Here is a 24,146-nt window from a genome sequence, read left to right as displayed (position 1 = left end):
TGCCTGTATTGCGAATGATTCGCAAATGCGTCAGGCTGCGCCCGCGCCCAGACGTAAGGATCCGGACATGCTGCCTTTCACCTCCGAGGCGGTGATCCCGCTGCGCGACCCGGCCGCCGTCGCCGCCCGGCTTGTCGCGCATCTGGCCGAGCACGGGCTGGTCTTCCGGCCGCAGGGCGAGGCGCTGGTGGCGGAGCTGCCGATCGGGCAGGGCAGCCTGCGGGTCGGCGTGGGCGAGCTGCACCTCGGCGCCGCGGCCACCGATGCCAGGGCGCTGCAGCGCCTCTGCCTGGGCATGGCGGAGCATGTGGTGGAATTCGCCGAGGGCGAGGCGCCCGAGATCCGCTGGGCGGGGCTCGGGGCCGGCACGCTGCTCTCGGATTTCCGGGAGCTGCGCGTGCAGGCGGTGCAGGACCTTGCGCCGCGGCTGCGCCGGCTGGTGCTGTGGGGCGAGGATCTGGCCCGCTTCGACACGGCGGAGGCCCTTCATGTCCGCCTCCATATCCCGCCCGAGGGCCAGGGTCCCGCGCAATGGCCGCGCCAGGCGGCGGATGGCAGCCTGGTCTGGCCGGCCGCCGCCCTGCGCCCGGACCGGCGGGCCTATACGATCCGCCGGGTGGATGTCGCGGCCGGGCTGATCGAGATCGATTTCGTCCGCCACGCCCATGGCGGCCCGGGGACCCGATTCGCCGAACAGGCACGGCCTGGGGATCTTTGCGGCATCACCGGCCCCGGCGGCGGCGGGCTGCACCCGGCCCCCTGGCAATTGCTGATGGGGGACGAGACGGCGCTGCCCGCCATCGCCCGGATGCTGGAATTGCTGCCGCGCAGCACGGCCGGCGTCGCGGTGATCGAGGTGGACGGCCCGGCGGATGAGATCCCGCTGGCCCTGCCACCCGGCTTCACGCTGCGCTGGCTGCATCGCGCGCCGGCCGCGCCGGGCACGGCCAGCCTGCTGCCGGCGGCACTGGCCGATATCGATTGGCCGGCGGCGGAGGATCGTTTCGTCTGGGCCGCCTGCGAAAGGCAGGCTGCGGCGCAGTTGCGAGAGGCGCTGGCCGGGCTCGGCATCAGCCGCCAGCAGAGCCGCGTCGCCGCCTATTGGCGCCACGGACAGGCCGAGGCGGACTGAGATCAGGGGGAGAAGTGGTGCGGGCGGTCGGAATCGAACCGACACTCCTCTCGGAACCGGATTTTGAGTCCGGCGCGTCTACCAGTTCCACCACGCCCGCGCGGCGCCCAGGATAGCGGAAAGCGGGCTCAGGGGGAACTGCCCGGAAGCGCGGGCGGTGCCTCCGTGACGGCGGTCGCGAAGTCCGCGGGGCTGGTGATCTCGAGCAGCTCCAGATCCTCGGAATGCGCCACCTCCACATGTCGGATGCCGGGCGGCTGCAGCACGCTGTCGCCGGGCCGGAAGGTGACCTCCCCGATATCCTCGTAGGTGAAGGTCACCCAGCCGCGCAGCACATAGACCAGCTGGAAGCCCAGATCGTGGGTGTGCCATTGCGGCGCCGCCCCGGTGCCGGGCACGGCGCGGATGACATGCGCGCCGAAGGCCCCGCCGGTGGCGGCCCGCACGCCGAGGTCGCGATAGGCGAAGAAGCTGCGCAGGCCCTGTTCGAAGACCGCCCCCTCCGCCCGGCTGATGGTGGTGCGCCCCTGCATCGCGTCCTCCTGGATCTCCCGGCTGGAAGGCTAGCACGTCGTCGCACGGCGTCACGGTTCCGCAGCAGGACTCACGATCGCGCGAGGGCGTGGCAACAGGAACGCCTGCATCGTGTTAGAATCCACCATGCAAGCTTTACCGACCGCGCCCGAACACGCGGCGCTTTTCCTCGACTTCGACGGCACCCTTGTCGAGATCGCCGAGCGGCCCGATGCCGTTGTGGTCCCGGCCGAACTTCCCCGGATGCTGGAGCGCCTGGCCAACCAGCTGGATGGCGCCCTGGCCATCGTTTCCGGCCGTCCGCTCGCCGAGCTCGATCATCTGCTGCCGGTGGCCATCGCCAAGGCGGGCAGCCATGGCGCGGAGCTGCGCCCGCTGCCGGATGGCGGGACGGAGGGGCCCGCGCTGCCCTCGCCGCCGGCCGCCTGGCGCGCGCGCGCCGACCTGCTGCTGCAATCCTTCCCGAACGCCTTCATCGAGGACAAGACCCACGGCTTCGTGCTGCATTTCCGGCAGGCGCCGGAGGCCGGGCCGGCGGCGCGCGCGCTGCTGGAATCCCTGGTGGCGGAGGCGCCGGACTCCTTCGCGCTGCTGCCCGCGCGCATGGCCTGGGAGGTGACGCCGCGCGGCGCCAACAAGGGCACCGCGGTGGCCAGCCTGATGGCGCGCCACCCCTTCGCGGGCCGTGTGCCGGTCTTCGTCGGCGACGATGTGACGGATGAGGCCGGCATGGCGGTGGCCCGCGCGGCGGGTGGGCTGGGGTTGCGCCTGCAGGATGTCTTCGGCACGCCGGATGTCTTCCGCGGCTGGCTCGCCACGCTCGAAGCGCGCGGGGCGGCAGCATGAGCCGCCTGGTCATCGTCGCCAATCGTGTTCCCGATCCGAAGGAGACCGGCGCCACCGCCGGCGGCCTGGCGGTGGCCCTGAAGGATGCGCTGGCGAAGCGCGATTCGATGTATTTCGGCTGGTCCGGCAAGACCGCGGCGCAAACCGGGACGGAAGCCGCCCTGCTGCGCCATGGCACGACCACCTATGCCACGATCGACCTCGGCCACGACGACTACAAGCATTTCTACCAGGGTTTTTCGAATGCCGCGCTCTGGCCGGTGCTGCACTACCGGCTCGGCATCGCGCGCTTCGACCGGCGCGACTTTGCCGGCTACCAGCGCACCAACAAGGCCTTCGCCGCGGCGCTGGCGCCGCTGCTGCAGCCGGACGACACCATCTGGATCCACGATTTCCATCTGTTCCTGATGGCGGCGGAGTTGCGCGCGCTGGGCTGCAAGCAGCGCATCGGCTTCTTCCTGCACGTGCCCTTCCCGCCGCGCTCCGTCTTCAGCGGCCTGCCGCATGCGGAGAGGCTGCTGGAGGCGATGGAGGCGATCGATGCCATCGGCATGCAGACCGAGGATGATGCCGAGAACCTGCGCGCCGCGCTGATCGCCATCGGCAAGGGCGATGTCGCCATGCGCGTCGGCGCTTTCGCCATCGGCATCGATGCCACCGGCTTCGCCAAGCTGGCCGCGCAACGCGCCGAGGCGAAGGAGGTGAAGCGGCTGCGGGATTCGCTCGCCGGCCGGTCGCTCGCCATCGGCATCGACCGGCTGGACTACACCAAGGGCCTGCCGCAGCGCATCGCGGGCTTCGGCGCGATGCTGGAGCGGTTTCCGCGGCATCGCGGCAAGATCACCTTCCTGCAGGTGGCGCCCGTCAGCCGCGGCGATGTGGCGATGTACCGCGCGCTGCGGCGCGAGCTGGATGAGGGTGTGGGCCGCATCAACGGCCAGATGGCGGAGCCCGACTGGGCGCCGATCCGCTACATCACCCGCGCCGTGGCACGCCCGACGCTGGCGGGCTTCATGCGCATGGCGCGCATCGGCCTGGTGACGCCGCTGCGGGACGGCATGAACCTGGTGGCCAAGGAATATGTCGCGGCGCAGGACCCGGCCGACCCCGGCGTGCTGGTGCTGTCGCGCTTCGCCGGTGCGGCGGTGGAGCTGGATGGCGCCCTGATCGTCAATCCGCTCGACCCGGACGATATCGCCGAGGCGCTGGATGCGGCGATGGACATGCCGGCGGATGAGCGGCTGGACCGATGGAATCGCATGTGGGCCAGCGTGAAGGCCGGCACCGCCGCCATCTGGTGCCGCCGCTTCCTCTCGGCGCTGGAGGGCAACAAGGACGTGGCCGATGCCGGCGAGGCCGAGGCCCAGCCAGCACCGGTCCGCAAGCCGCGCGGCAAGCGCGCGGCTTGAGGGTTCGCCTCAGAAGACGAAGCGGGTTCCGACCAGCAGGCTGCGGCCTGGTGTCACAAAACCGTTCGCCGGTTCCCACTGGCTATTGCCCAGGTTGCGACCCTCGACATAGCCCGTGATGGCCGGCGTCACGCGGTAGGAGGCGGTCAGGTTCAGCACCGTGCCGGACTTGTTGTAGTTCACGCCGGAGATGAAATTTCCCGAATCGTCGTAGGAGGCCGTGTCCGGCGAGGGACCTGTGAACAGCACTTCCGGGCTGATCACGATTCGATCCGTCGGCGCGATACGGGCACCGGCCGAGACCACGTTGCGCGGCCGGCGGGCGAGCGGCGCATCCGTCACCTCGTCCCGCGCCTCCGTGATGGTCCAGCCGAGCCGCGCATCCAGCCAGCGGAAGGGCCGCACCACCAGCCCCAGCTCCACGCCCTGGCTGCTCGCCTTCTCGATATTCTCGAGCGAGGAGAAGCTGCGGTTGAAGTTGATCAGGTTGTTGGTGCGCGTGTTGAAATAGGTGGCGCTGGCGGTCGCGCCGTCGCTGCGGCCGAACAGCGGCAGGTCCGTCTCCGCGCCCACTTCCCAGGCGAAGCTGTCCTCCGCCTCCAGGTTCGGATTGCCGCGGAAGAAGCTGCCGATGCGGCCGTAGCGCTGATACAGCGAGGGCGCCTTGAAGGCGGTGCCGGCCGAGGCGCGGAGGCGGGAGGAGACCTCCGGCAGCGCCAGCACGGCGCCGAGGCGCCAGGAGGTGAAGCCGTCATAATCGTCCGCCGCATCGCGCCGCAGCCCGGCCGAGAGGTCGAGGCGCGGGCCGAGGCGCGCCTGCAGCCCGGCATGCAGCGCCGTGCTGCTGGCGGAGGCATCGGTGGTGGTGCGGAAGGAGGGGGAGCCGGAATTGGCCTCCACATCCTCCCGCTCATGCGTCACGCCGAAGGCGAGGCCGGCGAGGGAGAAGGGACCGATATCGCCGAGCCGGATGCGATTGCCCCAGTCCAGCGTCTGCCGCGTGCCGCGATACAGGTCGTCGGTGGAGGCGCTGCTGCGCGAATCCGGCAGATTGGTGTAGCGGCGCCGATCCTCCGTCACCGCGGCGCGCAGGCCGGTGGTCCAGACGCCATCGAAAAGGCCGGTCTCGGCGCGCAGCTGGCCGAACCAGCGGCGGTCATTGCCCTCGTAGTTCGGGTCGTCGTTCGGGACATTGTCCAGCTCCAGCCGGTTCTCGCGCCAGCGCAGCAGGCCCTCCACGCTGGTGGTGCCGCCGGTCCAGCCGAAGCGGGCGGTGCCGGCGCCGGCGCGGAGCGATTCCGTCTCCTTCGTGTCGTTGTTCATGCGCCGCGGCGTGGCATCGCTGCCCTGGGTGGTCAGGCCCTGTCCCATGACCATGTAATTCCAGCCCTGCAGGCTGCCCGCCGCGCCGAGCGCGCCGCGCGCGGTGCCCTGGCTGCCGCCGGCGATATCGCCGAAGACCTGCAGCGGCACGCCGGCCGGCGCGCGCCGCGTCACCAGGTTGATGACGCCGCCGATGGCCCCCGAGCCGTAGAGGGAGGAACCGGGGCCGCGCACCACCTCGATCCGCTCGATATCGCCCAGCAGCTCATTGCCGAAGTTGAAGGCGCCATTGGCCTCCGACGGGTCGTTCACCGGCACGCCGTCCAGCAGGACCAGCACGTGGCGCGAGGCGGTGCCGCGGATGAAGACGCTGGCCTGCTGGCCGAGGCCGCCGGTCTGCACCATGTTCATCCCCGGCACGGTGGCCAGGGCCTCGGCCAGGGTCTGGTAGCCGCGCTCCTCGATGTCCTGGCGCGTCAGCACGGTGATGGCGGCCGGCACGCGCTCCGCCTCGGTGGGGATGCGGGTGGCGGTGACGATGGTTTCGGGGATGGCCTGCTGCGCCTGGATGGGGTTGGGCAGCAGCAGGGGCAGGGCGAGCGCGAGGGGCGCGGCCCGAAAGGCAGGATTCAGTCGCATCGGTTTCCTCCGAGCGAGCGGACGACAAGCCACGCAGCCCTTGCAGGCCACGCGGCGGCTGGCGTCGTCGCCGCAGGCGGAGACGAGCGGTCACCTTCGGGGATTGCCCGCCGGTGGCCTGTCGTTCCGTTGCGCCGGTGCACCCCGCCCGGCACGCGCGTGACGTCTCTGCGCCGGCCGGTCTCCTGGCTCGCGGAGCGCCGGGAGGCGAACCTCCCGGATCCTGTCCCCGCCTTCTCGGGCTTGAGGGGCCCAATGGCATGAGGGGGACAGGGTCTCCGCCTACAGTTGCGGGGGCAGCCGCGGGCTGGGCCCGGCGGCTTGCGCCACAAGGCCTTCACGCGTTCCCGTTTCAGCCCTTGCGGGCCACCGGCGCATGACGGGTTGTTACCACCGGCTTAAGCCACCGCACAATCGGGCGCTTCAGAACATCCAGCCCAGCGCCTGCAGGCCGAGCCAACCGAGCACGCCCAGCACCGCCGTCGCAAACAGGCAGCCGGCGATGGTCAGCACCACGCCCCACATGGTCACCGTGCTGTCGTGCTCGATCAGGCCGAGCGCCATGACGATATTGCCGAAGGCGGGCGGGCCATTGGTGCCGGGGCCGGGCAGGATCAGCATGATCGCCACATAGGCGGTCAGCCAGCCGATGATGCGTTCGCCGAAGGGCGAGGTGAAGAAGCCCGGACGCGGCTTCACATAGCGCTCGATCCGCCCGAGGCCCTTGGAGGAGGCGGAGGCCAGCCGCAGCAGGTCCGCCCGCTTGATGGTCTGCCGCGCCAGGATGCCGGGCAGCTTCGGCACCCGCAGGCCGAGGCCCATCTGCACGCCGAGGATCAGCAGCGGCGTGCCGAAGACGCTGGCCATGCCGGGCAGCAGGCCGGGCAGCAGCAGCAGCAGCAGCAGCAGGCCGAAGGCGCGGTCGCCAAAGGCCTCCGCCATCTCGCCCAGGCTGATGCGCTCCCCGGGGAAGGCGGCCGCCACTTCGGAGACGATGCGGGAGATCGGCGCCAGATCCTCCGCCGCCATATGGGTCTGGTCGGGGCTCATGCGATATGCGCCTGGATAGGGGTCAGGAGGCGGCGGCGGGCCGGGCTGCGCCGGCCATCCCGTGGCGCCGTCCGTGGCAGTCCGGGACCGCCATGCGCTGAAGCGGGTCGATGACGCGCCGTCTCCTTCTCCTGCCTGACCTGCCCGGTCGAGCAGCCATTCGAATGGCGGAGCGGTAGCATGCAGCCAGCCGGCTTCACAGGGGGGATATCACGGCGCCGTGATGCGGCGGGGGCCGGGCGGGGCGTGCCGCGCTCGGGCCGATCCCCGAGGGGCATGGGGCAGGCCGTCATGAACGGGTCAGGCGGTCCGTGCACGACGCATGCGGGATGACGAAGCGGGGCGCAAGCGATACCCCAGCCCCGTCGAGCTTCCTCCACTCCATTCGGCAAGCCTCCACCCCACGCTCGCTGCGCGGGTTGGATCCCAGCCTAGGCGCGGCGGGCGCTTCGCGCCAGCTTCCGCCGCCGCCCGGTCCCGGCGCTATTGCGGCTCGAAATTCGCGATCCGCAGCAGCTCCGCATTGCGGGCGACATCGGCGGCGATGAAGGCCTCGGCCTGCGCCACCGTCTCGGCCACCGGCTCGAAGCCCAGGCCGGTCAGGCGCGCCACCACCTCCGGCTCCTGCAGCCCGCTGACCAGCGCGGTATTGATCCGGTCCGCGATCTCCCGCGGCATCGCGCGGGGGCCCCAGACGCCGTACCAGGAATAGAATTCGAAGCCGGCCAGGCCACCCTCCACCGCGGTGGGAAGTTCCGGCGCCAGCTGGGTGCGGGTGGCGGTGGCAATCGCCAGGCCGCGCAGCTGGCCGCCGCGCACCATGGGCAGGGTGGCCAGCACCGGGTCGAACATCAGCTGCGCATTGCCCGCCGCCACATCGGTCAGCGCAGGGGCGCTGCCGCGATAGCCGACGATCTCGATATTGGCGCCGGTCACCCGGTTGAACTCGATGCTGGCGAGGTGTCCCGCCGAGCCGAGGCTGCTGGTGGCAAAGGTCCACTTCGCCGGCTCGCGCTTCGCCGCCTCAACCACCTGCGCGACCGTGGTCTGCGGCAGGCGAGGGTTGGAGACGAGCACGAGGGGGCCCCGCGCGGTGCGCGCCAATGGCAGAAAATCCGCCACCGGGTCGTAGGGCGCCGCCTTCATCACATGCCGCGCCATCGGGTGGATCGAGGCGGAGCCAAGGATCGTATGGCCATCGGGGGGCGCCTGCAGCACGGCCTGGCTGCCGATGGCGCCATTGGCCCCGGCGCGGTTTTCCACCACCACCGTCACGCCCAGCTTTTCCTGCAGCTTCTGGGCGGAAAGGCGCGCCATGGCATCGGTGGCCGCACCCGGCGTATAGGGCACGATCATGCGGATCGGCCGTGCCGGCCAGGCCTGGGCCAGCACCGCGGGGGCTGCCAAGGGGGCGGCCAGCAGGCCGCCGCCTGCCGCCAGAATGCCACGCCTGCCGATCATTGTGCACATCCCTGTCATGTTGCGCTGCCGAATGCTGGCACCGGTCGTGGCGCGAGGCAAACGGGGCGTGAATCAGGATGCTTGCACCGATGGAAAGCGTGGATATCGCCCTCTGCCTGGCCATGGATGTCTCCGCCAGCGTCGACTTCGAGGAGTTCCGGCTGATGGTGGGCGGCACCGCCGCGGCGCTGCGCGACCCCGCGGTGCTGGCCGCCGCCACATCCGGCCCCCGCGGCGCGGCGGCCCTGGCGCTGCTGCTCTGGTCCGGGCCGGGCCAGCAGGACCTGGCGGTGGGCTGGACCCGGCTGGCCGATGCGGAAGGGGCGGCGGCGCTGGCGGAGGCCATCGAGAACATCCCCCGCTTGCCGGCCGCCGGCGCCACCGCACTGGGGGAGGGGATGGCGGCGGGCCTCGCCGTGCTGGCCCGCGCGCCGGGTGACCCCACGCGGCTGGTGCTCGATGTCTCGGGCGATGGCCGCCACAATGCCGGCCGCGCCCCGGGCCCGGTGCGGGACCTGGCGGTGGCGGCGGGCCTCACGGTGAATGGCCTCGCCATCCTGAACGAGGAGCCGGACCTGCTGGACCATTACGTGGCGGAGGTGATCGGCGGCCCGGGGTCCTTCGCCATGCCCTGCGGCGACTACGTGGATTTCGCGGAAGCCATCCTGCGCAAGCTGCGGCGGGAATTGCTGGGCGGCGGGCTGGTGGTATAGCCCAGGAACGAAGCCCCAGACGGTGAACCCCATGCTGCTGCTGATCCCCGGCCCCGTGCAGACCCGCCCCGAAGTCCGCGCCTGCATGGCGGAGGATATCGCCCCCTGGGACGAGGATTTCCGGGCCGAATACGCCGCCATGCGCCCCGCCATCGTGCGGATTGCCGGCGGGGTGGCGGGGGTGCATGCCTCCCTGCCGCTGCCCGGCTGCGGCCATATGATCATCGAATCCGCGATCCGCACCTTCGTGCCGGCGGGCGAAAAACTGCTGGTGGTGCGCAATGGCGGCTATGCGGAACGCCTGGCGCGGCTGGCGGAGACCGCCGGGCGGGTGGTGGTGGCCCTCGACGGGCCGGACAATGTTCCCATGTCGCCCGAGCGCCTGGCCCAGGCGCTGGCCGAGAACCCGGATTGCGGCCATGTGGCCCTGGTGGTCAGCGAGACCGGCACCGGCATCATCAACGACCCGCAGATCCTGGGGCCGGTGATCGCGGCGGCGGGGCGGCGAATGATCTGCGACGCCGTCTCCGCCTTCGGCGCGCTGCCCTTCCGCATCGCCGACCATCCGGAATGCGACGTGGTGGTCTTCACCTCGAACAAGTGCCTGGAGGGGCTGCCGGGCTTCGGCTTCGCCGTGGCACCGATCGCCCGCCTGGAGGCCTGCCGCGGCCAGGCCGGCTCCTGGGTGATGGACCTGTCCGATGTCTACGACCACGCGCTGAAGAACGGCTGGGGCGGTTTCCGCTTCACCCCGGCGGTGCAGGCCTTGCGGGCCTTTGGGAAGGCGATGGAGATCTACGAGGCGGAGGGCGGCCAGCCGGCCCGCTTCGCGCGCTACAGCCGCAACCGGGACGTGATGTATGCGGGCCTCAAGGCGCTGGGCTTCACGCCCTATGTGGCGCCCGAGCACCAGGGGCCGATCATCGTCAATGTCTACCAGCCGGTGGACCCGAACTGGAACCTGGAGACCTTCCAGCGGAAGATGAAGCAGCGCGGCGTCATCCTCTCCGACTTCTCCTCCACGAAGCAGCCTTCCATGCGCTTCGGCTGCATCGGCGCGATCGGGGAGGAGGAGATCCGCTTCGCCCTGAAGCAGGCCGAGGCGGTGCTGGAGGAGATGGGGGTGGGGCGGCGCGCCGCGGCCTGAGGGCCGCTATTCGATGCGGATGCCGCTGTCGCGGATGATCGGCGCCCATTTCGCCCGCTCCTCCGCGATCGCCGCAGCCAGCTGCGCCGGCGTCGTCCAACGCGGCTCCAGCCCATTGCGGTTCAGCACCTCCGTCGTCTCCGCATCGGCCAGCGCCAGGCGCATCGCGGCATTGATCCGCGCGATCGCGGGCTCCGGCGTGCCGCGCGGCGCCATCACCGCATACCAGGAGGGCACGTCGAAGCCCGGCACGCCGGATTCGGCGACGGTCGGGATCTCCGCCATCAGGCGCGAGCGTTCGAGATGCGGAATCGCCAGCGCGCGCAGCTTGCCCGCGCGCACCTGTTCCAGCACCGAGGCGGCGGTGGCGAAGGAGAAGTCGACGCGGCCGGCCAGCAGGTCGTTCACCACCAGGCCGCCGCCGCGGTAGTGCACCGCCGTCGTCTCCGTCCCCGCGATGCGGTCGAACAGCAGCCCGGCGAGATGCGGCCCGCCGGCGATGCCGCTGGTGCCATAGGACAGGGTGCCCGGCGCGGCCTTGGCCGCCGCCACCAGGTCCGCGACGCTGCGCCAGGGGCGGTCGACCGGCACCACCAGGATATTGAACAGGTCGACCGCGACGGAGACCGGCACCAGGTCCCGCGACGGATCGACCGGCAGGCGGATCACCATCGGGCTGACCACCATGGCGCCGAGGGTGGCCAGCAGCAGCGTATGCCCATCGGCGGGGCTGCGGGCCACCACCTCCGTCGCGATATTGCTGCCGGCACCGGGACGGTTCTCGACGATCACCGGCTGGCCCAGCGCCTCGCCCATCTTCGGCGCGATGGCGCGGGCGGAGATATCGGTGGCGCCGCCCGGCGTGAAGCCGACGACGAGGCGCAGCGGACGGGCGGGAAAAGCCTCCTGCGCCAGGGCCGGGGCGGCGAGCGGCAGCGCGGCGGCGCCGAGCAGGGCCCGGCGGCCGAGGGTGCGAATTGTCATGACGTTCCGTCCCAGGTGGTTGTTATTGCCACCCTTATGGCACGGATCGCGGAAGGCGCGAAACCGTCAGGCCTTCTTCCGCTTCTTCGCCGCCGCCTCGCCCGTCGCATGGCCGGCGGCCGACAGCGTGTGGAGGCGCTGCGGCAGCGCGGCGCGGATCGCCGGCCGCTCCTCCTTGTCCTTCTTCCAGCGCTTCTTCTCCGGCTTCAGCATGCCGCAGCCGAAGCAGAATCCGGTCTCGTGGTCGTAGCGGCAGATATCGATGCAGGGGCTGGCCATGCAGGGCAGATGGGGCGCCTTGGCCAGGGCGGGAAGGGCATGGCTGCCCTTCCCGGAACACGCATCAGAAGCGGTAGCGCACGCTGGTGCCGATGATCCAGGGATCGATATTCGCCTCCGCCCGCACGGCGCCGTGGTTGACGCTGACATCGGGGCGCAGCCACAGCCGCTTCACGTCGAAGTTGGCGAGGAAGTTCGGCGTGATCTCGTAATCCACGCCCGCATTCACCGCGACGCCCCAGGCATTGTCGACATCGACATGGGTGATGCCCGCGCTGCGCCCGCCGCCCTCGCCGTAGAAGACCGTGTAGTTCAGCCCGACGCCGAGATAGGGGCTGAAGCGGCTGGTCGGCAGCGGGTGGTATTGCAGCGTCACCGTCGGCGGCAGCGCCCAGACGCGGCCGAGGTCGATATTGCCGCCCGGGAGGCCGCGCACGGAGACATCATGCCGCGAGGTGGCGGCAATCACATTCACCGCGAAATTCGGCGTGAGGAAATAGGTGAGGTCGAGCTGCGGGGTCGCCGTCGCGCTCGCATGCGGCTCGCCACCGATGCTGGTATTGCCACCGTTGGAGGGCAGCACGCCGATCACGCCGACGCCCAGCACGATATCGCCCGCCAGCTTGCCGCGCACATCCTGCGCCATCGCCGGCATCGCCGCGACCATGCCCGCCAGGGCCGCTGCGCAGATTTTCCCAATCATCGTCCAAGCCTTTGCTCCGCGGCGCGCCCTGTGCGCGGCCGCGGGAGGGTTCTGGGCCTGGCGGCGTCACGCTGCCTTGATGCAGGTCAAGCGACCGGTCGCTTTCGCATCCTCCGTTGCGGCATCGAAGGCCTTACGAAATGGGAAGGTGCGGTGCTCACTCCGCGCGGATATTCGCCGCGCGCACGACCTCGCGCCAGCGCGCGATCTCCGCCTGCTGGAAGGTTCGGTAATCGTCCGGCGAATTCGCCACCACGTCGAAGCCGATGGCGTTCAGCCGCTGCACCGATTCGGGATGCCGCAGCGCCGCCACCGTCGCCTCATGCACCTTCGCCAGCACCGGCTGCGGCAGGCCGGCCGGGGCCATGACCGCCTGCCAGGAGGTCACGACGAAATCGGCGAGGCCGGCCTCCGCCGCGGTCGGCACATCCGGCAGCACCGGGCTGCGCGTCGCACTCGTCAGCATGATGGCGCGCAGCCGGCCGCCCTGGATATGCGCGGCGACGGTGCCGAGATTCTGGAAGGAGAGCTGCACATTGCCGGCGATGAGATCCGTCGCCGCCGCCGCGCCGCCCTGATAGGGCACATGCGTCACCTCCGTCCCCGTGCGCTGCTTGAACAGCTCCATCGTCAGATGGTCGGAGGAGCCGACGCCGGAGGTGGAATAGCTGGCGCGGCCGCCATTCGCCTTCAGCCAGGCGATCACCTCGGGCAGCGTGCGCGCCGGCACCTTCTCCGCATTCACCACCAGCACGTTCGGCGTGGTGACGGCCATGGTGATGGGCGTGAAGTCGCGCACGGGATCGTAGCCAAGCGTGGGGCGCAGCGCGGCGTTGATGGCGAAGACGCCGATCGAGCCGACGAAGAGCATGTGGCCGTCGGCCGGCGCGCGCATCACCAGCCGCGCCGCCACCTCGCCATTCGCGCCGGCGCGGTTTTCCGCCACCACCGGCTGGCCCACCACCTGGGACATGCGGTTGGCGATGGTGCGCGCGATGATGTCGGAAGGGCCGCCGGCGACGAAGGGCACCATCACGGTGACCGGGCGCGTCGGCCAGGCGTCCTGGGCGCGCGCTGCGCCCGGCAGCAGCGGGGTGGCGGCGAGCGCGCCCAGCAGGGTACGGCGATACATGGATTTTTCCTCCGGTGGTTTCGTTGTGCCCAGCATGGCGCGGGATCCCGCCCGCCGAAAGGCCGCCGAGGGTCGGCGAACTCGGATTGCCGGGTTGGTGAACGTATGGTTACCCTTTCGTATCCCCCCTCCCGGACCGCCCCGCCATGACCCTCGCCGATTCGCCGCTGTCCCGCCGCCTGCTGCTGGGCGCCGGCGCCGCGCTGCTGGCCACCCCCGCCATCGCCCAGGCGCCCTGGCCGAACCGCCCGATCCGCCTGGTGGTGCCCTTCGGCCCCGGCGGGTCCACGGATGTGCTGGCACGGCTGCTGACGGAGCAGATGGCGCCACGCCTCGGCCAGCCCTTCGTCATCGACAACCGCCCGGGCGCCGGCGCGACGCTGGGCACCGGGCTGGTCGCGGATGCCGCGCCGGATGGCTACACCGTGCTGCTTTCCGCCATCAGCGCCTTCTCCGTCGGCAGCACGCTCTATCGCGGCCGCATCAGCTGGGATCCGGTGCGCAGCTTCGCCCATCTCGGCATGATCCAGTCCGGCTACTACGCGCTGATGGCGCATAACGGCACGCCCTATCGCAATCCGGCGGAACTGGCGGCGGCCGCGCGCGCCCGGCCGGGCATCGGCTATGCGACCAGCGGCGTGGGGTCCCTGCCGCATCTCTTCATGCTGCGCTTCGCCCAGCAGGCGCAGATCGAGCTGCAGCACATCCCCTATCGCGGCGGCGCCCAGGCGGTGAACGATGTGGTGGCCGGCGTGGTGCCGGTGACGCTGGACGGCATTGCCAGCTCCGTCGCGCTGATGCGGGAAGGGCGGATCCGCGGCATCGGCATCACCGGCCCGACGCGCCAGGCGCTGTTCCCGGACATGCCCACCTTCGTCGAAAGCGGCTTCCCCGGCCTGGTGGCGGAAGGCTGGGCCGGCATGGCGATGCCCGCCGCGACCCCGCGCCCGATCCAGGACCGCTTCGCGGCGGTGCTGAAGGAGGTGCTGGAACTGCCCGCCATCGTCGCCCGCTACGCCCAGCTCGCCATCGACCCCGGCACGCGCTTCGGCGATGCGGCCCAGGCCTTCGTGGCGCAGGAGGTGGAAACCTGGCGCCCGCTGGTCCTCGCCTCCGGCGCCACAGTGGATTGAAGACAGACATGACGAATCGCCTCGCCGCCTTCCGGCAGAAGCTGGAGGGCAGGGTGGACCTCGCCTTCCTGCCGCTCGGCAGCACGGACCTGCACTATGCCGCGGGCCTCGCGCGCGACATCCCGAAATATGGTGTGACGCTGCATCCCGGCGACTGGCTGGAGGGCGCCTGGGTGGCGCCGGGCCATCCGCCGGTGCTGGCCCTGCCGCGCATGACCGCCGAATTCGGCGGCCGCGGCGCGCCGGAGGGGGTGGAGCTGCGCGTGCTGGGTGACTGGGACGACCCGGCGAAGCTGGTCACCGAAATTTTGGCCGCCTTCCGCCTGCCGCCGAAGCCGCGCATCGCGGTTTCCGAGCGCGCCCATGCCGACAGCCTGATCCAGCTGCAAGCGCTGCTGCCCGACGCCACCTTCGTATCCGCCACCGCGATCCTGCGCGAGTTGCGGCTGATCAAATCGGACGAAGAAATCGCGCTGATGCGCGAGGCCGGCCGCCGCACCGAGGCCGCCTTCGCGGAGGTGCTGCCGAAACTGCGCTTCGGCATGACGGAACTCGATGTGGTGGCGGAGGTCGACTACCAGATGAAGCGCCAGGACAGCCTGGGGCCGACCTTCACCACCACGCTCTACAACACCGGCCCGGAGCATCCGCTGATGCTGGGCCGGCGCATGGAAAGCTGGAAGCGGAAGATCGGGCCGGGCGTCTCCGTCCTGTTCGATTTCGGCGCCTCGCATCAGGGCCTCTGCTACGACTATGGCCGTACCGTCTCCTTCGGCGCGCCCAGCGCGGACCAGATCCGCGTGCATGGGCTGGTGATGCAGGCGCAGAGCGTGGGCATCGCGGCGCTGAAGGTGGGCGCGACCTGCGAGAGCGTGGATGCGCTGGCCCGCCAGGTGATCCTGGATGCCGGCCTCGGCGCCGGCTTCCGGCACCGCCTCGGCCACGGCATCGGCTGGGACGTGCACGAGCCGCCCTTCCTAACCCGCGGCGATACGACCGTGCTGCAGGAAGGCATGATGTTCACCATCGAGCCCAGCATCCTGCAGGACACCGGTTTTTCGGCTCGGACCGAGGATGTGGTGGTGGTCCGGCCGGGCGGCGGGGAGCGGCTGACGGAAGGCTTCCAGGATCTGCTGGTGGTGGACCACTAGCTCCGCCAGACTGCCTCCATAAAGGGAGGACCAGAAGCATGACGACACGGCGCGGGGCCCTTGCGGGGCTGGCGACGATCCTGGCTGCACCCCCGATCCTTGCTGCCCGCAAGGCGCTGGCGCAGCCCGCCTGGACGCCGAACCGGCCGCTGCGCCTGTTCGTCACCTATCCGCCCGGCGGCGTCACCGACATCGTCGGCCGCCTGGCCGCGGAGGCGCTGGGGCCGGAGATCGGCCAGCCCGTGCTGGTGGAGAATCGCGCCGGCGCCGGCGGCAATCTCGGCATGCAGGCGGCGCTGGCAGCACCTGCGGATGGCACCACGCTGATGCTCGGCACCGTCGCGCTGTTCGGCGTGAACCCGGTTCTCTACGCCGGCTCCGGCGTGGATGGCGTGCGGGATTTCGCGCCGCTCGGCATGCTGGGGGAGGCGGCCAATGTGCTCTCCGCCGTGCCGGCGCGGCTTGCCGCGCGCAATGTGGCGGAGCTGGTGGCGGAGGGAAGGCGCCGGCCGCTGACCTATGGCTCGGTCGGCAATGGCAGCTCCTCCCACCTCTCGGCCGTGCTGCTGCTGAAGACGCTGGGGCTGGAGGCGACGCATGTGCCCTATCGCGGCTCCGCCCCGCTGGTCACGGCGATGCTGGCCGGGGAGGTGGATTTCGGCTTCGACACCACCGCCACCTCCACCGCCCATGTGCAGTCCGGCGCCTTCCGCGCGCTCGGCGTCACCACGGCCCGCCGGGCCTCCTCGCTGCCGGAGGTGCCGACGCTGCAGGAGGCTGGGCTGGCCGGCTATGCGCTCAGCGTCTGGTTCGGCCTCTTCGCCCCCGCCGCCACCCCGCCCGAGCGCCGCGCGCGGCTGGAGGAGGCGGTGGCCCGCAGCCAGACGCCGGCCCTGGCCGAGAAGCTCCGCCGCGCCTTCGTCGATCCGCTGGCGGTGCCGCCGGCCGAACTTCCGGGCTGGGTCGCGGCCGATGCGGCGCGCTGGCAGCAGCTGGCGCGGGATGCGCGCATCGAGCTGAACTGAGGCCGGGTTGCCGGTTTTGGAGGGGACGGATAAGCCGACCTTCGACTTGCGGGAGACAGGGAAAGACATGGCCACCGACCTCGACATCGCCCGCGCCGCCACCTTGCGCCCGATCGCGGAGATCGCCGCCGCCGCCGGCATCCCCGATTCCGCGCTGGAGCCCTACGGCAAGTACAAGGCGAAGGTCGGAACGCAATTCGTGGCGGAGGCCTCGGCCCGGCCGCCCGGCGCGCTGGTGCTGGTCACCGGCATCAGCCCCACCCCGGCCGGCGAGGGCAAGACCACCACGACCATCGGCCTGGGCGATGCGCTGAACGCGCTGGGCACGAAGACCATGATCTGCCTGCGCGAGCCCTCGCTGGGTCCCTGCTTCGGGGTGAAGGGGGGTGCCACGGGCGGCGGCTATGCCCAGGTGCTGCCGATGGAGGATATCAACCTCCATTTCACCGGCGATTTTCACGCGATCACCAGCGCGAACAACCTGCTCTCCGCCATGGTGGACAACCACCTGTATTGGGGGAACGAGCTAGGCCTCGATCCGCGGCGCATCTCCTGGCGCCGCGCCATGGATATGAACGACCGCAACCTGCGGGATTGCGTGGTGGGCCTGGGCGGCGCCAGCCAGGGCGTGGTGCGCGAGGACGGCTTTGACATCACTGTGGCCTCCGAGGTCATGGCGGTCTTCTGCCTGGCCAAGGACCTCGCCGACCTGCAGGAGCGTCTCGGCCGCATGATCGTCGGCCGCCGGCGCGATGGCACGGCGGTGACGGCGCGGGACGTGAAGGCGGATGGCGCGATGGCGGCGCTGCTGCGCGATGCGCTTTCGCCCAACCTGGTGCAGACCATCGCAGGCTCGCCGGCGCTGGTGCATGGCGGGCCCTTCGCGAATATCGCGCATGGCTGCAACAGCGTGGTCGCCACGCGGATGGGACTTGGCCTCGCCGATGTCGTGGTCACGGAGGCCGGCTTCGGCGCGGATCTCGGCGCGGAAAAATTCCTGGACATCAAGTGCCGCCTCGCAGGGCTGAACCCCGCGGCCTGCGTCATCGTCGCCACCGTGCGCGCGCTGAAGATGCATGGCGGCGTGGCCAAGTCCGAATTGGGCCGCGAAGACGTGGCGGCGGTGGAGCGCGGTGTGGCCAACCTCGCGCGCCATGTCGAGAACATGCACAAATTCGGCCTGCCCGTGGTGGTCGCGCTGAACCGCTTCACCAGCGACACGCCGGCCGAGATCGCCGCCGTGCAGCAGGCGATGGCGCGGCTGGATACGCAGGCGATCCTCTGCACCCATTGGTCCGATGGCGCGGCGGGTGCTGCCGAACTGGCCCAGGCGGTGCAGTCGCGCATCGCGGCCGGCGCCGCGCGCTTCGCCCCGCTCTACCCGGATGCGATGCCGCTGAGCGAAAAACTGCGCACCATCGCCCGCGAGGTCTATCGCGCCAAGGACGTGGCGATTCCCGCCCCGGCGGCCCAGAAACTGGCGCGGTGGGAGGCGGAAGGTTTTGGCCACCTGCCGGTCTGCGTGGCGAAGACCCAGTATTCCTTCAGCGCCGATCCCACCGCACTCGGCGCGCCGGTCGACCACACCCTGCCGGTGCGCGACGTGCGGCTTTCGGCCGGCGCCGGCTTCGTCGTGGCGGTGTGCGGCGAGATCATGACCATGCCCGGCCTGCCGCGCCGTCCGGCGGCGGAGACCATCGGGCTGGATGCCGAAGGCCGCATCGAAGGGCTGTTCTGACAGCCACGGCCGGCCGCGCGGGGCCTCTCGCGCGGCCGGTTACGCTTCGTCATGGGCGAGGCGCGCGAATTCGTGAAGTAGTAGTTGCGAGTCATTCTCACTCGCACTAAAGCCATCCCAGCCACCCAGCCCGAGCCGCCCGTTTCCGCAGCGACCAGCCAGGTACGCACGTGAAGCACGCGCCGCCGGGCCCCGTCCCGCGGCAGGACGGAGATCGACCCATGCCTTCCTTCACCCAGTGGCTCCTGGCGGGCACCGCCATGGGGCTGGTGCTGGCCCATTCCGCCCAGGCCCAGGAAACAGCGGCGGGCGAGACCATGCGCCTGACCCCGGTGGTGGTGACCGAATCCGGCAATGCTGCAGCGAACAACACCAGCACCATCGGCCAGGACCGGCTGAACCTGGAAGGCGCGACCAATCTCGACGACCTGCTGCGCACGCTCCCCGGTGTCTTCACGCGCGAAACCTCGCAGCAGCCGGGCGTCGCGGTGAATATCCGCGGCTTCGAGGGCTCCGGCCGGGTCAATATGTCGATCGACGGCGTGCGCCAGAATTTCCGCTTCACGGGGCATGAGGCCGGCGGTTTCACCTATGTCGATCCCAACCTGCTGGCGGATATCGACGTCACCCGCGGCACCGTCTCCGGCGTCGGCGGCGGCGCGCTGGCGGGCACGGTGAATTTCCGCACGCTGGATGTGGATGACGTGGTGCAGCAGGGCCATGCCCGCGGCGGCCTGGCGCGGCTGTCCTGGGGCAGCAATGGCGTCGGCTTCCAGGAGATGCTGGCGGCCGGCGCGCGCTCGGGCGGCATCGGCGTGGTCGGCGCGATCAGCCGGCGCAACTCCGACAACTACCAGGACGGCAACGGCAATAGCGTCGCCTATTCGGGCCAGGACCTGATCTCCGGCCTGCTGCGCACGAATATCGATTTCGGCAGCGGCCATACGCTCTCGCTCGGCGGCGTCTTCTACGACAACGATTTCGCGGCGAATTCCTACCGCCAGACGGTGGTGAACCGCACCCTGTCCGCGAACTACCGCTACAATCCCGGCGATCCGCTGATCGACCTGCGGGTCAATGCCTATCGCAACGACCTCACCATGAAATACACCGGCGCCATGGGCACCACGACCAGCGGCATCGGCCGCCGGATCGAGGATGTCGGCATGGGCTTCGATGCCTCCAATACCTCGCGCTTCAACCTGGGCCCGGTGCGGGTGCGCAGCACCACGGGCCTGGAGTATTTCCACGACGACGTCACGGCGCGGAATGGCGGCGTCAATCCCGGTGACGGCACCAGCTCCATGCTCGGCGTCTTCACCGAGAATACCTTCAGCTACGGCATCTTCGATCTCACCCCGGCGCTGCGCTACAACCACTACCAGCTCAGCGGCGCGGGCAGCACGCGCTACGGCGCCTATGACGTCGATATCTCCGATGGCTCACTCGATCCGAAGCTGACGCTGGCGGCAAATGTCACGGACTGGCTGCAGCCCTACGTCACCTGGTCCCGCTCGATGCGCGCGCCCACGTTGCAGGAGACGATGCTGGGCGGCGACCATCCCGGCGGCGGCTCCGCCGGCAGCTATATCGCCAATCCGAACCTGCAGCCGGAGACGCAGCAGGGCTGGGAATTCGGCGTGAATCTCCGCCGCCGCGGCCTGCTGCGGCCGAACGACCAGTTCAGCGCCCGCTTCAACTACTTCATGATGGATGTGGAGGACTATATCACCGCGGCCTATGTCTCCTCCGCCCGCGCCTTCCAGATGCAGAATGTGGCCGGCACCACCAAGGTGGATGGTTTCGAGGCCGAGGTCAGCTACGACCCGCGCTTCGTCTTCGCCAGCCTCAGCTACACCCACACCAATTCCCGCCTGCCGAGCCAGCTGATGGGACTCGGCGCCAGCCAGTACACGCCGGATGACGTGGTCTCGATCCGCGCCGGCGCGCGCTTCCTCGAGGAGAAGCTGACCGTGGGAGCGCGCTGGGACTATGTCTCGGGCGGGCTTGTGGCCGGCTTCAACAGCACCGGCACCGCGGGCCAGTCGAGCCAGGGCGGCGAGCCCTACAACCTGCTCGGCCTGTTTGCGAGCTACCAGGTGGCGCCGAATATCGAGATCAATGCCCGCGCCACCAACCTGCTGGACGAGGCCTATACGCCCTTCCTCAGCACCATCGGCACGGGCCAGGGGCGCACCGTCTATCTCGGCACGCAGATCCGCTTCTGACCGGCCTGCGCCGTCAGTGCGTCTCGCGCAGCAGGCGGAGGAGTTCCTCCGGCACCGGCTCCGCGAGCGCCTGGTCGTAGCGGCGAGTCAGCTCCACCTGCAGCCACCGCTCGAAGGCGGCCGGCGGCGGCGCGGGCGGAAGTTTTGGCCGATCCGGGGGTTGCAGGTGCAGGTTCATGCGATGCAAGCGCAGCCGGCCGCCGTCGGTTCCGCTTCCCCGGTGCACTGCGACATTTCGCAACCCCTTGCCGCTCAGGGCGCGTGCCGCCGGCCCCGCTGGGCGCCGTCCAGGATGAACTCGGCGAGCGCCTTGGCCAGGCAGTCATGCAGCTCATCCGCCACTGCCACGCGGCGGGACCGGGGCGCCCGTTCCAGGTCCAGCCGTTCCGTCTCCACCCAATGGCGCATGATGACCCAGCGGCTGAACATCTGCGCGCCGCTGGCCGCGGCCGAGACGCGCAGCCAGTCCCTGTAGCTTTCCACATCGGCATTGCTGCGCAGGAAGCGGGAGAATTGCGGGTCCATCAGCACCACGTCGGTGCGTTCGCCGCGGATGGCGCGCAGCCGCGCCAGGGCGCCCTGCACGGCCTCCGCCATCTCCTCCACCGGCATGCCGCGCGCCGCCTCCACCGTGCCGAGCTGCCAGATGATGAGGTGCGGCCGCAGCCTGGGGCCCTGCTCGGCCAGGATCTTCGCATGGTCCGCCGCCGTGCTGCCGCGCGCGCCGAAGACCTCCACCCGCACCGCCACGGGCGCGATCCGGGTCGCCAGCCGGGCCTGCAGCCGTTCCGGCCAGGTCGCCTCCTTGCCCGAGGTGCCGCCGGCCTGGGTCGAGGCGCTGCCCACGACCAGCACGCGCAGCTCGGTATGCGCCAGGGCGGCGAAGACGCCGGCCATGGGCGCCGCCTCCATCGTCTCGGACGGCGCGCCGCAGCCCGGTCCCTCCGCCTGCGCCCAGGCAGGGGTGGCGGTGGCCAGGGTGCCGGCCAGGGCGAGAAGGGGCAGCCATGGGGCGCGGGGCATGACGCGCATCAGCTAACGGCCCCGTGAGCGGGCGGCAAGCCCGTTTGCGGCTTGCGCTTGCCTTCGCCGCCATACCAGGCGGAGACCACCGCGACGGCCATCAGCGCCGCCAGCCCGATCCCATTCACCAGCAGCTGCGCCGGCGGGCCGGAGTCCATCTCCAGCGCCAGCCGGCCAAGGAAGGACAGGAAGATGCCGGCGCAGAAAACCGGCAGGCCCTGCTGGCCCATCAGCACGAAGGCAGCCGGCAATGGCTGGCCCAGCCAGTCCGCCTGGCGGGGAATCAGATGCGCCACCAGCCAGCCGAGCAGCAGCACGGAGGCGAGCCGCGCCGGATGCAGACCGGCCTTGTCCACCATGGCGATGGCGCCGGCCATCCATTCGGGCGCATAGAGCCCGAAGCCCGGCCCGTGCCAGACCAGGTTCAGCGCCAGCGCGATGGCCACCAGCAGCAGCCCGGCCAGCACCGCGAGCGCCCGGTTCCAGGGCAGCCGCCGCGCCAGCACCGCCGGATCGGCGCGGCCCAGCACCACGCCGATGGCGAACAGCAGCTGCCAGGCGAAGGGGTTGAAGAACCAGCCGCCGCCGGTCCAACTCGGCAGGGTGAAGCCGGTGGCCCGCGTCGCGGCATAAAGCCCAAGCGACAGGCCGAGCAGCCAGGCCGGCCGGCGGATCAGCGGCAGGGAAAGGGCGAAAAGCCCCATCACCACGATGTAGAGCGGCAGGATATCCAGGAAGGCCGGCTGGTAGCGCAGCAGCAGCGCCTCCAGCAGCGCGCGATAGGGCTCCTGCCCGAAGGGGTCCAGGTGCATCTCATCCAGATAGGCGGCCTGGTTCAGCGCGGCGGCGGAAAAGCCCACCTGGGCGGCGAAGACCACGAACAGGAAGATATGCGCCACATAAAGCGTGCCCATCCGGCCGGCGATGCGGGCGCCGGCGGCGAGCCAGCCGTCACGCTCCAGCACGCGGCCATAGGCGATGCCGGCGGCATAGCCCGCCAGCAGCACGAAGACCTCCGTCGCATCGCAGAAGGCCACGTTGCGCAAGGTGGCGTGCGCCAGCAGATTGCCCGGCGTATGGGTGATGAAGATGAACCAGAGCGCGAGCCCCCGCAGGAAATCCACCCGGATGTCGCGGCTGGGGCGGGCGGGCGAGCCGGGGGAGGGGGTCATGCCGGGGCAGCATCGTGGAAGGGGGCGGCTTGGCGCAAGTCTCGGCTGACGACCTGCTGCGCGAAGGCGCCGCGCGCCATGCGCGGGGCGAGCTGGCGATGGCGGAGCGCCTGTATCGCCGCGTGCTGAAGCTGCGGCCCGGGGATGGCAATGCCTTGAACCTGCTGGCGGTGGCCGCCCGGCAGCGCGGCGACCTGCCGGCGGCGCTGGACCTGTCCGGGAAGGCGCTGGCGGCGCAACCCGAAAGCCCCGTCTTCCTGGCCAATCGCGGCGCCGTGCTGGCGGAATCGGGCCAGCTGGAGGCGGCCATCGCCGCGCTGCAGGCCGCCCTGGCGCGCCGCCCGGCGGATGCCACGGCATTGCGCAACCTGGGCCAGGCGCTCTGTGCTGCCGGCCGGGCGCCGGCCGCCGTGGCGCCGCTGCGCCAGGCCGTGCGGCTGGCGCCCCAGGCGGCGGAGCCCTGGCTGGCGCTGGCCCATGCGCTGCGGGAGGCGGGGCAGGAGGGGGCGGTGCAGGCGGCGCGCCAGGTGCTGGACCTGCCCGGCACCGCGCCCGCCCTGGCCGAACAGGCGCGATTCCTGCTGGCCGCGCTGGGCGAGGGGGCGGCGCCGGACCGCGCGCCGGCCGCCTATGTGCGCGACCTCTTCGACCAATACGCGCCGCGCTTCGACGACGACCTGCAGGACCGCCTGGGCTATCGGACGCCGGCGCTGCTGGCGGCGCTGCTGGAATCCGCCGGCATCGCGCCGGATGGCCGCCGCCGGCTGCTCGACCTCGGCTGTGGCACCGGGCTTTCGGGGCTGGCGCTGAAGCCCTGGTCCAGGCGGCTGGAGGGGTTGGACCTGTCGCCGCGGATGCTGGCGGAGGCGCGGTCGCGCGGCATCTACGATGCGCTGCATGAGGCCGATCTGGTCGAATTCCTCGGCACCCGCCCCGCGGGCTTCGATCTGGTGGCGGCGGTGGATGTGCTAAACTACCTGGGCGACCTCGGCCCCGCCTTGGCGGGCATCGCCCAGGCCCTGGCGCCCGGCGGCCTTGCCGCCTTCAGCCTGGAGGCGGGGCAGGGCGCACCCTTCGCCTTGGGGGAGGGGCTGCGCTACCGGCACGACCCGGAGCATGTCCTGGCCTTGGCCGGGGCCGCAGGCCTGGCGCCGCTGGCGCGCGAGGCGGCGGCGCTGCGGGTGGAAAAGGGCGTGCCGGTGGCTGGCCTGCTGCTGGTGCTGCGGCGCGGTTAAAGCATTTCAAGCCTTGCGGCTTCGCAAGGCGACTCGGAAATGCATTCAAACAATAAGCTGGAGCCATTTCGCCGTCTTCGCTGCCGGTG

At 70.9% G+C, this 24,146-nt stretch carries 22 protein-coding genes, 1 tRNA gene and 1 riboswitch; of the genes, 11 read left to right on the top strand and 12 right to left on the bottom strand.

Annotated elements, in window-relative coordinates; all coding sequences use genetic code 11:
• Window positions 1-67 precede the first annotated feature (67 nt).
• A complete protein-coding gene (locus ACTIF1_RS13455; RefSeq protein WP_439596946.1) occupies window positions 68-1,132 on the top strand; it encodes a DUF2218 domain-containing protein in 1,065 nt (354 codons plus the stop codon).
• A gap of 15 nt (window positions 1,133-1,147) precedes the next feature.
• On the opposite strand, the gene ACTIF1_RS13450 is transcribed toward ACTIF1_RS13455, so the two are convergent.
• Window positions 1,148-1,232 (bottom strand) — tRNA-Leu (locus ACTIF1_RS13450).
• A gap of 28 nt (window positions 1,233-1,260) precedes the next feature.
• Window positions 1,261-1,665 (bottom strand): cupin domain-containing protein, encoded by a 405-nt coding sequence (locus tag ACTIF1_RS13445; protein ID WP_439596945.1) that lies wholly within the window; start codon window positions 1,663-1,665, stop codon window positions 1,261-1,263.
• Between the two features lie 127 nt (window positions 1,666-1,792).
• Here ACTIF1_RS13445 and otsB point away from each other — a divergent pair, with 127 nt between their 5' ends.
• A complete protein-coding gene (otsB, locus tag ACTIF1_RS13440; RefSeq protein WP_439596944.1) occupies window positions 1,793-2,512 on the top strand; it encodes a trehalose-phosphatase in 720 nt (239 codons plus the stop codon).
• Window positions 2,509-3,921 (top strand): alpha,alpha-trehalose-phosphate synthase (UDP-forming), encoded by a 1,413-nt coding sequence (locus ACTIF1_RS13435; RefSeq protein WP_439596943.1) that lies wholly within the window; start codon window positions 2,509-2,511, stop codon window positions 3,919-3,921. The genes otsB and ACTIF1_RS13435 overlap by 4 nt, the downstream gene beginning before the upstream one ends.
• Window positions 3,922-3,930: 9 nt before the next feature.
• Here the strand turns inward: ACTIF1_RS13435 and ACTIF1_RS13430 are convergent, their stop codons facing one another.
• The 3 genes from ACTIF1_RS13430 to ACTIF1_RS13420 all read right to left on the bottom strand — a co-directional run bounded on the left by ACTIF1_RS13430 (window position 3,931) and on the right by ACTIF1_RS13420 (window position 8,394).
• Entirely contained in the window at window positions 3,931-5,883 is a 1,953-nt protein-coding gene (locus tag ACTIF1_RS13430) for a TonB-dependent receptor plug domain-containing protein (protein WP_439596942.1), read from the bottom strand.
• A gap of 158 nt (window positions 5,884-6,041) precedes the next feature.
• A riboswitch (cobalamin riboswitch) is annotated at window positions 6,042-6,272 on the bottom strand.
• 34 nt (window positions 6,273-6,306) lie between these two features.
• A complete protein-coding gene (locus tag ACTIF1_RS13425; RefSeq protein ID WP_439596941.1) occupies window positions 6,307-6,933 on the bottom strand; it encodes an exopolysaccharide biosynthesis protein in 627 nt (208 codons plus the stop codon).
• Between the two features lie 483 nt (window positions 6,934-7,416).
• Complete coding sequence (locus ACTIF1_RS13420) at window positions 7,417-8,394, bottom strand: Bug family tripartite tricarboxylate transporter substrate binding protein (RefSeq protein WP_439596940.1); 978 nt, start codon at window positions 8,392-8,394, stop codon at window positions 7,417-7,419.
• An 89-nt stretch (window positions 8,395-8,483) separates the two neighbouring features.
• On the opposite strand from ACTIF1_RS13420, the gene ACTIF1_RS13415 reads away from it, so the two are divergent.
• Window positions 8,484-9,107: a DUF1194 domain-containing protein gene (locus ACTIF1_RS13415; protein WP_439596939.1), complete on the top strand. Its 624-nt coding sequence runs from the start codon at window positions 8,484-8,486 to the stop codon at window positions 9,105-9,107.
• 31 nt (window positions 9,108-9,138) lie between these two features.
• The gene (locus ACTIF1_RS13410) at window positions 9,139-10,254 is read left to right on the top strand and encodes a 2-aminoethylphosphonate--pyruvate transaminase (RefSeq protein ID WP_439596938.1); all 1,116 of its coding nucleotides are present in this window, start codon (window positions 9,139-9,141) and stop codon (window positions 10,252-10,254) included.
• Between the two features lie 6 nt (window positions 10,255-10,260).
• On the opposite strand, the gene ACTIF1_RS13405 is transcribed toward ACTIF1_RS13410, so the two are convergent.
• From ACTIF1_RS13405 to ACTIF1_RS13390, 4 genes are all read right to left on the bottom strand, one after another.
• On the bottom strand, window positions 10,261-11,238 hold the full coding sequence (locus ACTIF1_RS13405; protein WP_439596937.1) for a Bug family tripartite tricarboxylate transporter substrate binding protein: 978 nt from the start codon (window positions 11,236-11,238) through the stop codon (window positions 10,261-10,263).
• A 66-nt stretch (window positions 11,239-11,304) separates the two neighbouring features.
• Window positions 11,305-11,517, bottom strand: a complete 213-nt coding sequence (locus ACTIF1_RS13400) for a DUF1289 domain-containing protein (protein WP_439596936.1) — start codon at window positions 11,515-11,517, stop codon at window positions 11,305-11,307.
• Window positions 11,518-11,581: 64 nt separating this feature from the next.
• A complete protein-coding gene (locus tag ACTIF1_RS13395) occupies window positions 11,582-12,220 on the bottom strand; it encodes an OmpW/AlkL family protein (RefSeq protein WP_439596935.1) in 639 nt (212 codons plus the stop codon).
• Between the two features lie 157 nt (window positions 12,221-12,377).
• A complete protein-coding gene (locus tag ACTIF1_RS13390; protein WP_439596934.1) occupies window positions 12,378-13,352 on the bottom strand; it encodes a Bug family tripartite tricarboxylate transporter substrate binding protein in 975 nt (324 codons plus the stop codon).
• Between the two features lie 146 nt (window positions 13,353-13,498).
• Here ACTIF1_RS13390 and ACTIF1_RS13385 point away from each other — a divergent pair, with 146 nt between their 5' ends.
• The 5 genes from ACTIF1_RS13385 (at window position 13,499) to ACTIF1_RS13365 (ending at window position 20,627) form a co-directional block, all read left to right on the top strand.
• Window positions 13,499-14,485: a Bug family tripartite tricarboxylate transporter substrate binding protein gene (locus ACTIF1_RS13385; RefSeq protein WP_439596933.1), complete on the top strand. Its 987-nt coding sequence runs from the start codon at window positions 13,499-13,501 to the stop codon at window positions 14,483-14,485.
• A gap of 8 nt (window positions 14,486-14,493) precedes the next feature.
• On the top strand, window positions 14,494-15,636 hold the full coding sequence (locus tag ACTIF1_RS13380; RefSeq protein ID WP_439596932.1) for a M24 family metallopeptidase: 1,143 nt from the start codon (window positions 14,494-14,496) through the stop codon (window positions 15,634-15,636).
• A gap of 38 nt (window positions 15,637-15,674) precedes the next feature.
• On the top strand, window positions 15,675-16,661 hold the full coding sequence (locus tag ACTIF1_RS13375; protein ID WP_439596931.1) for a Bug family tripartite tricarboxylate transporter substrate binding protein: 987 nt from the start codon (window positions 15,675-15,677) through the stop codon (window positions 16,659-16,661).
• A gap of 67 nt (window positions 16,662-16,728) precedes the next feature.
• Window positions 16,729-18,399: a formate--tetrahydrofolate ligase gene (locus ACTIF1_RS13370; RefSeq protein ID WP_439596930.1), complete on the top strand. Its 1,671-nt coding sequence runs from the start codon at window positions 16,729-16,731 to the stop codon at window positions 18,397-18,399.
• A gap of 221 nt (window positions 18,400-18,620) precedes the next feature.
• On the top strand, window positions 18,621-20,627 hold the full coding sequence (locus ACTIF1_RS13365) for a TonB-dependent receptor domain-containing protein (protein WP_439596929.1): 2,007 nt from the start codon (window positions 18,621-18,623) through the stop codon (window positions 20,625-20,627).
• Between the two features lie 13 nt (window positions 20,628-20,640).
• Here ACTIF1_RS13365 and ACTIF1_RS13360 read toward each other — a convergent pair whose 3' ends face one another.
• From ACTIF1_RS13360 to ACTIF1_RS13350, 3 genes are all read right to left on the bottom strand, one after another.
• Window positions 20,641-20,805 carry a hypothetical protein gene (locus ACTIF1_RS13360; RefSeq protein WP_439596928.1) on the bottom strand — a complete coding sequence of 55 codons (165 nt, stop codon included), beginning with the start codon at window positions 20,803-20,805 and terminating at the stop codon, window positions 20,641-20,643.
• Between the two features lie 74 nt (window positions 20,806-20,879).
• Entirely contained in the window at window positions 20,880-21,650 is a 771-nt protein-coding gene (locus ACTIF1_RS13355) for an SGNH/GDSL hydrolase family protein (RefSeq protein WP_439596927.1), read from the bottom strand.
• Between the two features lie 8 nt (window positions 21,651-21,658).
• Window positions 21,659-22,822, bottom strand: coding sequence for an OpgC family protein (locus ACTIF1_RS13350; protein WP_439596926.1), 1,164 nt, complete (start codon window positions 22,820-22,822; stop codon window positions 21,659-21,661).
• Window positions 22,823-22,851: 29 nt separating this feature from the next.
• Between ACTIF1_RS13350 and ACTIF1_RS13345 the strand changes: the two genes are divergently transcribed.
• Complete coding sequence (locus tag ACTIF1_RS13345; RefSeq protein WP_439596925.1) at window positions 22,852-24,057, top strand: tetratricopeptide repeat protein; 1,206 nt, start codon at window positions 22,852-22,854, stop codon at window positions 24,055-24,057.
• Window positions 24,058-24,146: the final 89 nt, after the last annotated feature.

The organism is Falsiroseomonas sp., from assembly GCF_051860665.1.
Classification (GTDB): Bacteria; Pseudomonadota; Alphaproteobacteria; order Acetobacterales; family Acetobacteraceae; genus Falsiroseomonas.
The sequence above is the reverse complement of the archived record's forward strand: the minus strand, read 5'-3'. Positions and strand labels throughout refer to the sequence as shown.

What these genes read in the sequence shown, in the direction of transcription:
- ACTIF1_RS13455 (WP_439596946.1), top strand. Translation starts at nt 68, where the DNA reads ATGCTGCCTTTCACCTCCGAGGCGGTGATCCCGCTGCGCGACCCGGCC.
- ACTIF1_RS13445 (WP_439596945.1), bottom strand. Translation starts at nt 1,665, where the DNA reads ATGCAGGGGCGCACCACCATCAGCCGGGCGGAGGGGGCGGTCTTCGAA.
- otsB (WP_439596944.1), top strand. Translation starts at nt 1,793, where the DNA reads ATGCAAGCTTTACCGACCGCGCCCGAACACGCGGCGCTTTTCCTCGAC.
- ACTIF1_RS13435 (WP_439596943.1), top strand. Translation starts at nt 2,509, where the DNA reads ATGAGCCGCCTGGTCATCGTCGCCAATCGTGTTCCCGATCCGAAGGAG.
- ACTIF1_RS13430 (WP_439596942.1), bottom strand. Translation starts at nt 5,883, where the DNA reads ATGCGACTGAATCCTGCCTTTCGGGCCGCGCCCCTCGCGCTCGCCCTG.
- ACTIF1_RS13425 (WP_439596941.1), bottom strand. Translation starts at nt 6,933, where the DNA reads ATGAGCCCCGACCAGACCCATATGGCGGCGGAGGATCTGGCGCCGATC.
- ACTIF1_RS13420 (WP_439596940.1), bottom strand. Translation starts at nt 8,394, where the DNA reads ATGATCGGCAGGCGTGGCATTCTGGCGGCAGGCGGCGGCCTGCTGGCC.
- ACTIF1_RS13415 (WP_439596939.1), top strand. Translation starts at nt 8,484, where the DNA reads ATGGAAAGCGTGGATATCGCCCTCTGCCTGGCCATGGATGTCTCCGCC.
- ACTIF1_RS13410 (WP_439596938.1), top strand. Translation starts at nt 9,139, where the DNA reads ATGCTGCTGCTGATCCCCGGCCCCGTGCAGACCCGCCCCGAAGTCCGC.
- ACTIF1_RS13405 (WP_439596937.1), bottom strand. Translation starts at nt 11,238, where the DNA reads ATGACAATTCGCACCCTCGGCCGCCGGGCCCTGCTCGGCGCCGCCGCG.
- ACTIF1_RS13400 (WP_439596936.1), bottom strand. Translation starts at nt 11,517, where the DNA reads ATGGCCAGCCCCTGCATCGATATCTGCCGCTACGACCACGAGACCGGA.
- ACTIF1_RS13395 (WP_439596935.1), bottom strand. Translation starts at nt 12,220, where the DNA reads ATGATTGGGAAAATCTGCGCAGCGGCCCTGGCGGGCATGGTCGCGGCG.
- ACTIF1_RS13390 (WP_439596934.1), bottom strand. Translation starts at nt 13,352, where the DNA reads ATGTATCGCCGTACCCTGCTGGGCGCGCTCGCCGCCACCCCGCTGCTG.
- ACTIF1_RS13385 (WP_439596933.1), top strand. Translation starts at nt 13,499, where the DNA reads ATGACCCTCGCCGATTCGCCGCTGTCCCGCCGCCTGCTGCTGGGCGCC.
- ACTIF1_RS13380 (WP_439596932.1), top strand. Translation starts at nt 14,494, where the DNA reads ATGACGAATCGCCTCGCCGCCTTCCGGCAGAAGCTGGAGGGCAGGGTG.
- ACTIF1_RS13375 (WP_439596931.1), top strand. Translation starts at nt 15,675, where the DNA reads ATGACGACACGGCGCGGGGCCCTTGCGGGGCTGGCGACGATCCTGGCT.
- ACTIF1_RS13370 (WP_439596930.1), top strand. Translation starts at nt 16,729, where the DNA reads ATGGCCACCGACCTCGACATCGCCCGCGCCGCCACCTTGCGCCCGATC.
- ACTIF1_RS13365 (WP_439596929.1), top strand. Translation starts at nt 18,621, where the DNA reads ATGCCTTCCTTCACCCAGTGGCTCCTGGCGGGCACCGCCATGGGGCTG.
- ACTIF1_RS13360 (WP_439596928.1), bottom strand. Translation starts at nt 20,805, where the DNA reads ATGAACCTGCACCTGCAACCCCCGGATCGGCCAAAACTTCCGCCCGCG.
- ACTIF1_RS13355 (WP_439596927.1), bottom strand. Translation starts at nt 21,650, where the DNA reads ATGCCCCGCGCCCCATGGCTGCCCCTTCTCGCCCTGGCCGGCACCCTG.
- ACTIF1_RS13350 (WP_439596926.1), bottom strand. Translation starts at nt 22,822, where the DNA reads ATGACCCCCTCCCCCGGCTCGCCCGCCCGCCCCAGCCGCGACATCCGG.